Here is an 11,312-nt window from a genome sequence, read left to right on the forward strand (position 1 = left end):
TGCGGGCGCTCTGCGGGACAACGCGTCTGGACCTCCCGCTGGGCAACGTCGGGACAACGCTGCGCACGCTCCGACGGACAGCACTGCGGGCGCTCTGCGAGACAACACCTCGGGGACCCCTCCGCTAGACAACGACGGGACAACGCTGCGGACGCTCCGACGGACATCACTGCGGGACCCCTCCGCGGGGGCAACCTCGGGACGCCTCCGCTGGACAACGCCGGGACAACAGGGTGGCAACCCAGGATGCAGGCAGGGCTTGGTGGATTGTGGTGGCTGACTCGCGGCGTCGTTGCGTTTGTGGATCGCGGGAGGGACAGCGGCACCCCGTCGGCTGGCCCTTGGTACCGCCGAGACTCGGCGGTCCCAGGTCTCATCCTTCGCCACGGGCCAGCGGTCGCCGTCGTTCTGTCTATGGTTTTGGGATGGATTTGAATGAGTATCAGCGAGCAGCGCTTCGTACGGCTGCGCCTAAGGAGAAGTTGAACGAGTTGTTCCATCTGCTGCTTGGGCTGGTTGGGGAAACAGGCGAGATCGCCGAGAAGGCCAAGAAGATCGTGCGGGACAAGGACAGCGACTTCTCGCAGTGGGACATCGAGGATCTCACCAAGGAACTCGGGGACACGCTCTGGTACGTCGCGGTTATCGCGGACTACTTCGGTATCTCCCTCGACGATGTCGCTCAGCTCAACATCGCAAAACTCGCGGACCGGCAGAACCGGGCAATGCTCGGCGGTAGCGGGGACAATCGCTAGGCCGGACGGCCGGTTTCGTGATGTCGGGCGACTGTCGCGAGGCGGCGCGGGTGCGGGCGGGCGCTTACTCGACCGGTGCTGGGTCAGTTGGACCCGCTGATGCCTGCACCGTCACATCTGACAGACGGGATCGCCGGGAGAGCGCGTGGGGGGCGAAGGGTCGGGTGGTGGGAGTGACGTTGCGGGACGCGTTATGTGGAGGAGTGTGTTGTGGGCCGAGGGCTCACACGAGCGCCGTGTTCCGAGTCGGATAGTCAAGCGCCCGCACGGCCACCAGGTCGGCGGCCTTCGGGCGCTTCCACTGTTGGCGGCGGGCAGGACCTCCTCTCCGGGTGGCCGCAATGCCTCACTCCGATGTGAGGACGGGTGGGCGGAGCTTGGGGGGTTGTAGTCTGCTGGGCGGAGTTAGGGAGGTGGGGTTGTGGTGGGAGTTGGTGGGGTGGGGCGGTTCGAGGTTGTGGTGGAGGGGGAGCGGTTTGAGGTTGTGCGGTCGGAGACGACCGGGCAGTACGACTTCAGTTGGTTGTCTGGGCCTAACCCTGGCTACGGGTTCAGTTCGGTGAGTTCGGATGGGGTGGAGCGGACTCGGGCTGAGCTTGAGGAGTCGATTCGGGGGTTTTTGGGTCAGGTTGATCCGGCTACCGGGTACATCGAGTAGGTGGGTGTGCGGCGGGTTTGGGAGGCCTTGACGCCTGGGGTTGCGGCGTTGGTGGTTGCGGCTGGGTTGTGGCTGGCGATTACGCCGGCGGAGAGCACGGTTCGGCTGACGAGTGACGCCACGAGCGGGGTGCTGCTGCGCAGTGTGCGTCCCAGCGCGACCGGTGAGGTGGATCCGCAGCTGGCCAACGCCGTGGACGCGAGCCTGGCTCGTCGCGGCGTCGCTATCAGGACCGGCAATCTCGCGCTCTTCCTGCAGGATGTTGCGCCCGCGCTGCGACCCAAGCAGGCGCAGTTGTTCCGCAATCTTCAGGCCATCGGCGTGAGCGTGACCTACCGCCGCGCCGAGCCCTGGGACAAGTACGGCACACAAACGACAACCTTCCGTGTCAGCATGCGATACCTCCTGCGCGGCAGCCGCCTCGGTCAGGCGGCCACAGACGTCGGCTACACCTATTCCTTCCGCAAAGGCCGCCTGCTGCTCGTCTCCGATCGCGACCTCGACCGGGCCATCGGTTCCAACCGTCAGCCCTGGGACTTCGGTCCGCTCGCGGTGGTCCGCAGGGTCAATGTCGTCGTCATCGCGAACCAAGGCCAGCTCCAACGAGCCGTGCGTCTCGCCGACGAGACGGTTGCGGCGGGCCGGCAGATCCGCAAGATCTGGCCCGGTCAACTACAGACAGTCCCGTACGTCGTGGCGCTGCGCGAGCCGCAGGTCTTGACCGAGCTCCCGCCGACGATCCCCGGCGACGAACCGGCTGAGGTGCGAGCGATGCCGAGCCCGGCGAGCGATTCGATCCAGCCGGCCGGTGGGTGGCTGGTACTCCGGCAACCCACGCTGAGCGCGGCCCAGATGAGTCACGCGCTCATGCATCTCCTGCCGGTCAGACTCGGCGACGGAGCGCCCCGCTGGCTGGCCGAGGGCATGGCCCAGTACGCCGGGAACCTGCAGTTGCCAGCTGCCCAGCGAGCGAGGATGCGGACCGCCATCAGCCAGCAAGAACTCAGGCGACTCACCAGGCTCCCCGCTGACGACGAGTTCACCGGAGGTGCCGGCGACGGGATCGCCGGAGGAGGTGGCGCCGGTATCGGCGGAGGAGGTGGCGCCGGGGTTGCTGGCGGAGGGGCCGGCAGCGGGGTCCCCGGAGGAGGCCACAACGGTATCGCCGGAGGTGGCGACGGGGTCGCCCGAGGTGCCGGCGACGGGGTCGCCCGAGGTGCCGGCGTCGGGGTCGCCCGAGGTGCCGCAGATGGGGTCACCGCGGCAGCCGCTGAGGGGGTCAGTTGGCTTGCGGTGGAGCGATTGATCGGGCAAGTGGGAGTGAAACGGGTCACGGAGTACTACCGTCAAGTGGCTCGTCGGGGCTACAACGACGCTGCCAGGGAGCGGCTGATGCAGGAATACACCGGGTTCACGCCAGCGCGGCTGGTGGAGGCCGTGCGTGGGACGGCGCGCTGAGCCAGTAGGCTTGCTTAGGCACCGTTCCGAGTGTCCGTGACAGTCGTTCCAGCCGAACTCGCCGGGAACTCGAGGAGAAAACCGCGTGACCTCCCACCGTCCTGCCTCTGTCATCATCATGGCCGCCGGGCAGGGGACCCGGATGAAATCCGCCACCCCCAAGGTGCTGCACGAGATCGGCGGGCGCAGTCTCGTCGGGCACGCTGTGGTCACCGCCCGAGCGCTGGCGCCGGAGCACCTGGTCGTCGTGGTCGGTACCGGCCGTGAGCTGGTCGAGGCCCACTTGGCCGAGATCGACCCCGAGGCCCGCACCGCCGTCCAGGAGCAGCAGCTGGGTACCGGCGACGCGGTCCGGTCGGGCCTGAGCGCAGTACCGGCTGATTTCGACGGCGCCGTGATCGTCACCTCAGGTGACGTTCCGCTGCTCGCGGCCGAGACGCTCAAGGAGCTCGTCGCCGAGCACGAGCGCAGCGGCAACGCGATCACCGTGCTGACCGCGCGGGTGCCGGACCCGACCGGCTACGGCCGGATCATCCCGGGTGAGGACGGCAGCGTCGCCGGCATCGTGGAGCACAAGGACGCGACGCCCGAGCAGCGCCAGATCGATGAGATCAACGCCGGGATCTACGCCTTCGACGCGGCCACCCTGCGCGACGGGCTGACCCGGATCACCACCGACAACGCCCAAGGCGAGCTGTACCTGACCGACGTGCTGGCGATCGCCCGCGGCGACGGCAAGCGGGTCGGCGCGTACGTCACCGAGGACGCGATGCAGACCGAGGGCGTGAACGACCGGGTCCAGCTGGCCACCCTGCGCGCCGAGCTCAACCGGCGCACGCTCGACGGCCTGATGCGGGCCGGCGTCACCGTGGTCGACCCGAACACCACCTGGGTCGACTCCACGGTCACCCTCGACCGCGACGTCACCCTGCTGCCGAACACCCAGCTGCACGGCACCACCAAGGTCGCCTCCGGCGCCACGATCGGCCCGGACACCACGCTGACCGACGTCGAGGTCGGCGAGGGCGCCTCGATCATCCGTTGCCACGGCTCGGGCGCGGTGATCGGCGCCCAGGCGACGGTCGGCCCGTTCGCCTACCTGCGGCCCGGTACGACGCTGGGCGTCAAGGGCAAGATCGGCACCTTCGTGGAGACCAAGAACGCCGCGATCGCCGACGGCGCCAAGGTCCCGCACCTCACCTACGCCGGGGACGCGACGATCGGCGAGGGCGCGAACATCGGCGCCGGCACGATCTTCGCCAACTACGACGGTGTCAACAAGTTCCACTCCACCATCGGCAAGTACTCGTTCGTCGGCAGCAACTCGGTGCTGGTCGCGCCGGCGGACATTGCCGACGGCGCCTACATCGCGGCGGGCAGCGCGATCGACACCCCGGTCGGTCCGGGCGAGATCGCGGTCGCCCGGGGCCGCCAGCGCAACATCAAGGGCTGGGTCGCGCGCAAGCGGGCCGGGACGAAGACGGCGAAGGCCGCCGAGCAGGCACTGGCCGACTCAGATGCTGCGCGGAACGCCTCGCCGGGTGACACTGGCGAGGAACCACAACGGGAGGCGCGGCCATGAGCGGTATGAAGCGGACCACCGAGAAGAACCTGATGGTGTTCTCCGGACGGGCCCACCCGGCCCTCGCGGAGCAGGTGGCCGAGGACCTGGGCTCCGGTCTGGTGCCGACCTCGGCCTACGACTTCGCCAACGGCGAGATCTACGTCCGGTTCGAGGAGTCGGTCCGGGGCAGCGACGCGTTCGTGATCCAGAGCCACACCTCGCCGATCAACGAGTGGATCATGGAGCAGCTGATCATGGTCGACGCGCTGAAGCGGGCGTCGGCCAAGCGGATCACGGTCGTGCTGCCGTTCTACGGCTACGCCCGGCAGGACAAGAAGCACCGCGGCCGGGAGCCGATCTCGGCCCGGCTGATGGCCGACCTGTTCAAGACCGCCGGCGCGAACCGGCTGATCTGCGTCGACCTGCACACCTCGCAGATCCAGGGCTTCTTCGACGGCCCGGTGGACCACCTGATGGCGCTGCCGATCCTGACCGACTACGTGCGCGACAAGTACGGCGACCAGCAGTTGGCCGTCGTCTCCCCGGACGCCGGCCGGATCAAGGTCGCCGAGCAGTGGTCGGCCCGGCTCGACAACGCGCCGCTGGCCTTCATCCACAAGACCCGCGACATCCACCGGCCGAACGAGACGGTCGCCAACCGGGTCGTCGGTGAGGTCAAGGACCGGGTCTGCATCCTGGTCGACGACATGATCGACACCGGCGGCACGATCACCAAGGCGGCCGACGCGCTGATGGCCGAGGGCGCCGCGGGGGTGGTGATCGCGGCGACGCACGCGATCCTGTCCGGCCCGGCGGTCGACCGGCTGAAGAACTGCCAGGCCAGCGAGGTGATCGTCACCAACACGCTGCCGATCGCCGAGGAGAGCGAGTTCGACAAGCTGACCGTGCTGACCATCGCGCCGCTGATCAGCCAGGCGATCCGCGAGGTCTTCGAGGACGGCTCGGTGACCAAGCTCTTCGACGGCCGCGCCTGACCAACCCGCCGGCCGGCCGCACTGACGGCCGGCCAGCCGGCGCCACCCGCTAGCCGGCCCGCTGGCCGAGCCTGCGCCACGCGTAGTACGCCGTACCGAGGCTGGCCGCGGTCATCGGTACCGCGGTGAGCAGCCCGGCGATCCCGTTGCCCGGTACGACGAACGTCGCCACGATCGTCAGCCAGAGCACCGGGATCCACCGCGGGACGGCGCCCGAACGCCACAGCCCGACCGCCTGGACAATGGTGCCCACGGCAACCAGTAGCGCGCCGGGAACCATCACCCCGAAGACGTGCGCCGAGTCGTCGTTGACCCGCTCGATGACCGACGGATCGACCCCGGGAGCCGTGGCGAAGTAGTAGGCGGCCGCCCAGCCGGCCCCGCCGACGGCGTACAGGGCAGTGCCGATCCACAAGATGACCGCACCGGCCGTTGCCCAGGCAGCGCCTCGGGCGCGGACGAGCAGGACGGTGAGCAGAGCCTGGGCCGGCACGTTGATGACCAGGTTCGCCGACAGCGCGACGAGCAGTCCCCACCACAACGCGCGCTGTGGCGCGATGTCGGCGTACGAGTAGGTCTCGCCGCCGCCGGACGGTTCGGGCCACAGCAGCCCACCAACGAGCGCAACCAAGGCGGTGACCGCCAGAGCGAGCGCGACGAAGCCGACTCGGTGCCGGGTGGCCGGACCGGTGCGGACCAAGGTTTCAGTGGACATGGTTCCTCCCTGAGCGAGCTGGTCTGGTCTCCTCAGGAAACCGCCGCCGGCCCGGCCGGCACATCGGAGCGGGCGCGGAAATGGATCTCCGTGCTGACTCGGAGCCGCAGCGGAGGTTTCGGACTTACCCTGACGTCATGCGGTGGCCGCGATGGGCGACGCTCGGCACCTTCCTGCTCGTTCTGGCGATGCTGGCGGGCAGCGGCTGGTTGCTGCTGACCTACCCGGTCGGCCAGAACACCGTGCGGAACTTCGTTGCCCTGGGCAGCGTCGGTACTGCGATCGCCATGCTCGCCCTGATCATCAGCCGAAAAGCCTCCGGGAACCTGGTCGGCCCGCTCCTGGCCTGGATCGGCGCAATCGTGGTGTTCCTCGGCGGCCGGGCCCTGTACTACGCAGTCGCCGCTGCCGAGGAAGGCCTTCCGCTCGACAGCCGCGTGGTGGCCTTCCTCAACGAGAGCGGCTGGTGGCTGCTCATCGCTGTCGCCCTGGTCCTGCTGCACTTCCCGGATGGCCAGTTGCCCAGCAAGCGCTGGCAGCCGGTCCGCATCCTCATGCTGGTGCTCGGATTCACCCAGCAAGCGCTCGGCGCCTTCGCCACGCTGCCGCTCGCGGTACGTGTCCTCAGCGAGATCGCCTTCGGGCTGATGATCCTGCTCATCCTGGCGGCAGGCAGCTCGCTCGTGGTCCGGTTCCGGCGCTCGACCGGCCGGGAATGGGCCCAACTGAAATGGCTGGCGCTGGCCGGCCTGGCCGCCGTGGTCTACCCGTTCGTCTGCCTGACCGAGATCCTGGTCACCGGCGAGACCGGTCAGGTATCGACAGTCTTCGGGATCGTCACGCTGATAGCGCTTCCCGCTTCGGTAGCCGTCGCCATGCTTCGCCACGACCTGTACGACGTGGACCGGGTGATCGCGGACACTGTCACCTACGCGATCGTCATGGTGGTTCTCCTGGGCACGTACGCCGTGACCGCGTTGACGCTCGGACTGTTCCTGGGCAAGGGATCCGCGACGGCAGCCGCGGCCGCCACTGCCGTGTGTGCCGTGGCGCTGGCCCCACTCCGGGCACGCCTGCAGCGAGTGGTCGACCGGGGGCTCTATCCGCCTCGCCGGGCCGCCTTGCTGGCGATCGAGGACCTCCAGCGGCGTATCCACACCGAGCAGGCCCAGCCGGAAGAGTTGGAGAAGTCCCTGCGGACGGCATTACGCGATCCCGCGCTCCGCGTCGGCCTGCTGGTGCCGGGCGCCGCGGGTTTCGTCGATGCGGAGGGCAGGCCGGTCGGGACGAGCAACGGTGTCCCGGTGATGCTCGGGGGAGTACAGATCGGATTGCTGGTGGGGGAGAGCGGACCCGCAGTACTGAAGGCGGTTGCGACCAGCGCGGCGAGTCTGGTGGAGGTGAGCAGGTTGCGGGCCGAGCTGGCGGGCGCACTGCGCGAGGTCGAGGCCAGTCGTACCCGGCTCGTCCAGGCCGGTGATCAGGAACGGCGGCGGCTGGAACGCGATCTGCACGACGGTGCTCAGCAACGGCTCGTCTCGCTCGGGATGGCGATGCGGCTGGCGCAGCGGCACCTCGACGACGGCACGGTCGATGTGAACGGGCTCCTCGACCAGGGCGTGGCCGAGCTGGCCACGGCGATCGCCGAACTGCGGCAGATCGCCCACGGCCTGCGGCCGACCAGCCTCGACGACGGGTTGCACGCCGCGCTCACGGCGATCACCCAGACCCTGCCGATCCCGGTTCGGCTGCACATCGGGCCGGGCGACCTGCCGGACGAGTTGGCGACCACGGCGTACTTCGTCGCGGCGGAGGCAGTCACCAATGCGGCGAAGTACTCGCAAGCCACCTCGATCGCGGTCCGGGTGGCCCAGTCCGCCGGCGACGTGCGGATCCAGGTCGAGGACGACGGGTGCGGTGGCGCGACGCCGCGACCTGGCTCCGGCCTGAGCGGCCTGGCGGACCGGGTCGCGGCGGTCGGTGGTTCGTTGTCGATGACCAGCCCGGCCGGCCGTGGTACCACGATCGAGGCGGTGCTGCCGTGCGGATCGTGATCGGCGAGGATTCGGCGTTGTTTCGCGAAGGCCTGGCGCGGTTGCTGGACGACGCGGGGCACGAGGTGGTCGGCCGGGCGGGTGACGCGGACAGCCTGCTGACCGTGGTGGCCGAGACCGAGCCCGATCTGGCCGTCATCGACATCCGGATGCCGCCTGACCACACCGACGACGGTGCCCGGGCGGCGCGGAAACTCAGGAGCAGCTACCCGCGGATGGGGATCGTCCTGCTGTCCCAGCACGTGGAGACGCGGCACTCGGTCGAGCTGGTCAGTTCCGGCGGGTTCGGGTATCTGCTGAAGGACCGGGTGCTGGATGTGGACGACTTCCTGGACGCGCTGACCAGGGTGGCCGCGGGCGGTTCGGCGCTGGACCCCGAGGTGGTCGGCCGGCTGCTCGGGCGCCCGGACCGGCTGGCCGCGTTGACGCCCCGGGAGAAGGAAGTGCTGGGGTTGATGGCCGAGGGGTGCACGAACGTCGGTATCGGCCGCCGGCTGTGGCTCAACGAGCGCACCGTCGAAACGCACGTCGGCAGCATCATGGCGAAGCTCGGCCTGGTCTCGAACGCCGAGGATCACCGGCGGGTGCTTGCGGTCCTGGCCTATCTTGGTCAGAACTGACCTCCGAAGGAGCTGTTCCGATGCGCATCGCCGTCTTCCACCCTGGCGCCATGGGCTCGCGGCTCGCAGCGCAACTCGTTGCCGCCGGCCACGAAGTTCGCTGGGACCCGGAAGGCCGGAGTGCAGCCTCCGTCGAGCGGGCCGAGGCGGCAGGACTGATCGGTACTCCGTTCGCTGACGCGGTCCGCGCGGCCGATGCCGTGCTCTGCTCCTGTGCACCCCAAGGCGCGGTCGACCTGGCAACCCGAGTCGGAGAAGCCGGGTTCACCGGGATCTACATCGAGGCGAACCCGCTGTCGCCGAGTTCGTTGCTCAAGGCCCAGGAAGCGTTGCCGGACGCAACCTTCGTCGACGCCGGAGTGGTCGGCCCGCCGCCGGTCGGTGGGCCGAGTCCGACGCATGTGATGTTGTCCGGGTCAGCCGCTCAACAGGTCGCCGACCTGTGGGCAGGGACGGCGGCGACGCCGATGGTCGTGGGGGACCAGGTCGGTGCCGCCAGCGCGGCCAAGTCGGCCTATGCCCTTTACAACAAAGGCAAGGCGGCGCTCGCTGTACTGGCTTTCGAGTTGGCAGCAAAGCATGGTGTGACCGAGGCGCTGACGGCTCAGCAGGTTCGCCCAGATGGCGGATCGCTCAAGGATCCCGGATTGCCGGAGAGCTTGCGGAGTGTGGCCTGGCGTTGGGGTCCCGAGTTCGACGAACTCGGCGAGACCCTCGACGCCGCAGGCCTCGAAGGCGACGCGGCTCGCGCTCTACGCCAAGTCTGGACCAGGCTCAGTCAATAGGCTTGCCGTAGTCGGCCAGGACGAACGGGGGCAGCCGGTCGACGACGCCGGTCAGGCAGTCGAGGTCCTCCAGGGCCTGCAGAATCGTCCAGTAGCCTCTGCCGGGCGAAATCAGCAGGTGGTTCTCGATCCGCCAGGTGATGTCGGGGTACGTCAGCATCCACTCCATCATCTGCGGGTGCAGCACGGCCGACGAGAAGCGGTCGTCGGGTCCCTGGACCCAGAAGTTCTTGTTGAAGGCGTTGCTCTCCAGCTCCAGGTCCGGAACGCCGAGCGTTCGCAGGATCGGCTGGTCCTTGTCCACCACCAGACGAGGCAGGGCGACCGGCAGCTCGACGACGACCATGTGCACCTTGTTGATCCTGGTCGCCTTGCCCGACCTGGTCAGGTAGGTGTAGTCGAACAGCCGGAACGAGTGGCCGTTGTGCTTGCCGGTGAAGGTCACATGGGCCTCGCCGTGGTGGCCGAAGATGTCCACCGCGACGGCCGCCAACTCGAGATCCGGGTCGCCGAAGTCCCAGCCCAGCTCGACCGCAGCCGCGGCACGGGCCGCCAGCCGACGCCTGGCGCGCGTGACGAAGTACCGGTAGAGCGCGAAGCAGCCGGCGGCCGGGACCAGGATGGACGCGATGGTGAGGAGAAGTTCGATCATCAGTACGCCGCCTGTCCGTAGTCCGCCGGGCTGTCCCCGGCGTCGGGACCTTAGCGGAGACGGCGGGCCACGGAGGGGTCAACATCGCCGTCGTGCAACAAAGCGGCCAGCGCCTCGGCACCGTCGACCAGGCGCGGGCCCGGGCGCGCGAAGCAACCGTTCGCATCCACAGCCCAGACCGGTACTGCGCTCGGCAGCGAGCCCTGGTCGAGCAGGTCCTGCGTGAGCCGTCTGGCCTCGTCGAGGTCGAAGCCGCAGGGCGCCGACACGATCACATCGGGCCGAGCCGCTTCGATGGCCGGCCAGGTGGTCCGCACCGAGCGGAGCCCGGCCGTGCCGAGCACCGGGTAACCGCCGGCGTACTCGACCATCTCCGGGATCCAGTGGCCGGGTGCGAACGGCGGGTCGGTCCACTCGAGCACCATCACCCGGATGCTGCCCTGGATCCGGACCTTCGCCAGCCGTTTGCGCAGGTCTTCGGCGAACCGGCCGGCCGGACGCCCGATCGCGTCACCGATCAGCTCGATCGAGTCGAACACACCCTCGAGGTCGTACGGGTCGGTGCTCACCACCTGCGCCTCGCAGCCGAGGTAGCTCAACGCCTCCTCGACGTTGTCCACGTCGAGCGCGCAGACGGCGCACAGATCTTGCGTGATGACGAGATCGGGGGACAGGTCGCGCAGCGCATCCCGGTCCAGCTTGTAGAGGTCCTCACCCGCCGCCACCCGTTCCCGGACGGCCGCGTCGATCTCGGCCGGCGTCAGGCCCTCGGGGAGGGTGGTGGTCGAGACGATCCGCCGCTCCCGGGCCTCGCGGGGGTAGTCGCACTCGAAAGTCACGCCCACCACGTCGTCCCCGGCCCCGAGCGCGAAGCAGATCTCGGTGGCCGAGGGCAGCAGAGAGACGATCCTCATCTCTCGACTTTACGACGTGATGGTTGCCATCCGCCGGTCGTGGGGGGGGGGGGGGGCGCCCACCCCCCCCGGGGGGGGGGGGGGGGGGTTGGGGGGGGGGGGGGGGGGGGGTTGGTGTGTGGGGTGGGGGGCGGGGGCCGCC

The 11,312-nt window shown here is 69.2% G+C and carries 10 protein-coding genes; 7 read left to right on the forward strand and 3 right to left on the reverse strand.

Going from position 1 to position 11,312, the window contains the following annotated elements; genetic code table 11:
• The first annotated feature begins 425 nt into the window (after nucleotides 1-425).
• The 4 genes from AB0F51_RS32735 to AB0F51_RS32750 all read left to right on the forward strand — a co-directional run bounded on the left by AB0F51_RS32735 (nucleotide 426) and on the right by AB0F51_RS32750 (nucleotide 5,430).
• Entirely contained in the window at nucleotides 426-755 is a 330-nt protein-coding gene (locus AB0F51_RS32735; protein WP_360286061.1) for a nucleoside triphosphate pyrophosphohydrolase family protein, read from the forward strand.
• A 664-nt stretch (nucleotides 756-1,419) separates the two neighbouring features.
• Nucleotides 1,420-2,871: a hypothetical protein gene (locus AB0F51_RS32740; RefSeq protein ID WP_360286062.1), complete on the forward strand. Its 1,452-nt coding sequence runs from the start codon at nucleotides 1,420-1,422 to the stop codon at nucleotides 2,869-2,871.
• A gap of 85 nt (nucleotides 2,872-2,956) precedes the next feature.
• Nucleotides 2,957-4,453: a bifunctional UDP-N-acetylglucosamine diphosphorylase/glucosamine-1-phosphate N-acetyltransferase GlmU gene (gene glmU, locus AB0F51_RS32745; RefSeq protein ID WP_360286064.1), complete on the forward strand. Its 1,497-nt coding sequence runs from the start codon at nucleotides 2,957-2,959 to the stop codon at nucleotides 4,451-4,453.
• Nucleotides 4,450-5,430: a ribose-phosphate diphosphokinase gene (locus AB0F51_RS32750; protein ID WP_360286065.1), complete on the forward strand. Its 981-nt coding sequence runs from the start codon at nucleotides 4,450-4,452 to the stop codon at nucleotides 5,428-5,430. Before glmU ends, AB0F51_RS32750 begins: the two co-directional genes overlap by 4 nt.
• A 49-nt stretch (nucleotides 5,431-5,479) precedes the next feature.
• On the opposite strand, the gene AB0F51_RS32755 is transcribed toward AB0F51_RS32750, so the two are convergent.
• Nucleotides 5,480-6,145 (reverse strand): hypothetical protein, encoded by a 666-nt coding sequence (locus tag AB0F51_RS32755; protein ID WP_360286066.1) that lies wholly within the window; start codon nucleotides 6,143-6,145, stop codon nucleotides 5,480-5,482.
• Nucleotides 6,146-6,282: 137 nt separating this feature from the next.
• On the opposite strand from AB0F51_RS32755, the gene AB0F51_RS32760 reads away from it, so the two are divergent.
• Genes AB0F51_RS32760 through AB0F51_RS32770 form a run of 3 tightly spaced genes read left to right on the forward strand, consistent with a single transcriptional unit; the run spans nucleotide 6,283 to nucleotide 9,604 of the window.
• Entirely contained in the window at nucleotides 6,283-8,199 is a 1,917-nt protein-coding gene (locus AB0F51_RS32760) for a histidine kinase (protein WP_360286068.1), read from the forward strand.
• Nucleotides 8,187-8,819, forward strand: a complete 633-nt coding sequence (locus AB0F51_RS32765; protein ID WP_360286070.1) for a response regulator transcription factor — start codon at nucleotides 8,187-8,189, stop codon at nucleotides 8,817-8,819. Before AB0F51_RS32760 ends, AB0F51_RS32765 begins: the two co-directional genes overlap by 13 nt.
• Before the next feature lie 20 nt (nucleotides 8,820-8,839).
• On the forward strand, nucleotides 8,840-9,604 hold the full coding sequence (locus AB0F51_RS32770; protein WP_360286071.1) for an NAD(P)-binding domain-containing protein: 765 nt from the start codon (nucleotides 8,840-8,842) through the stop codon (nucleotides 9,602-9,604).
• On the opposite strand, the gene AB0F51_RS32775 is transcribed toward AB0F51_RS32770, so the two are convergent.
• A complete protein-coding gene (locus tag AB0F51_RS32775) occupies nucleotides 9,594-10,256 on the reverse strand; it encodes a hypothetical protein (protein WP_360286072.1) in 663 nt (220 codons plus the stop codon). The genes AB0F51_RS32770 and AB0F51_RS32775 overlap by 11 nt on opposite strands.
• A gap of 50 nt (nucleotides 10,257-10,306) precedes the next feature.
• On the reverse strand, nucleotides 10,307-11,170 hold the full coding sequence (locus AB0F51_RS32780; RefSeq protein WP_360286073.1) for a cobalamin-binding protein: 864 nt from the start codon (nucleotides 11,168-11,170) through the stop codon (nucleotides 10,307-10,309).
• Between the last annotated feature and the right edge of the window lie 142 nt (nucleotides 11,171-11,312).

The sequence above is a fragment of the Kribbella sp. NPDC023855 genome (genome assembly GCF_040639475.1).
Classification (GTDB): Bacteria; Actinomycetota; Actinomycetes; order Propionibacteriales; family Kribbellaceae; genus Kribbella.

Excerpts from the sequence above, each read along its gene's own strand:
- AB0F51_RS32755 (WP_360286066.1), bottom strand. The coding sequence starts at position 6,145 with ATGTCCACTGAAACCTTGGTCCGCACCGGTCCGGCCACCCGGCACCGA.
- AB0F51_RS32775 (WP_360286072.1), bottom strand. The coding sequence starts at position 10,256 with ATGATCGAACTTCTCCTCACCATCGCGTCCATCCTGGTCCCGGCCGCC.
- AB0F51_RS32750 (WP_360286065.1), top strand. The coding sequence starts at position 4,450 with ATGAGCGGTATGAAGCGGACCACCGAGAAGAACCTGATGGTGTTCTCC.
- AB0F51_RS32770 (WP_360286071.1), top strand. The coding sequence starts at position 8,840 with ATGCGCATCGCCGTCTTCCACCCTGGCGCCATGGGCTCGCGGCTCGCA.
- AB0F51_RS32735 (WP_360286061.1), top strand. The coding sequence starts at position 426 with ATGGATTTGAATGAGTATCAGCGAGCAGCGCTTCGTACGGCTGCGCCT.
- AB0F51_RS32780 (WP_360286073.1), bottom strand. The coding sequence starts at position 11,170 with ATGAGGATCGTCTCTCTGCTGCCCTCGGCCACCGAGATCTGCTTCGCG.
- AB0F51_RS32760 (WP_360286068.1), top strand. The coding sequence starts at position 6,283 with ATGCGGTGGCCGCGATGGGCGACGCTCGGCACCTTCCTGCTCGTTCTG.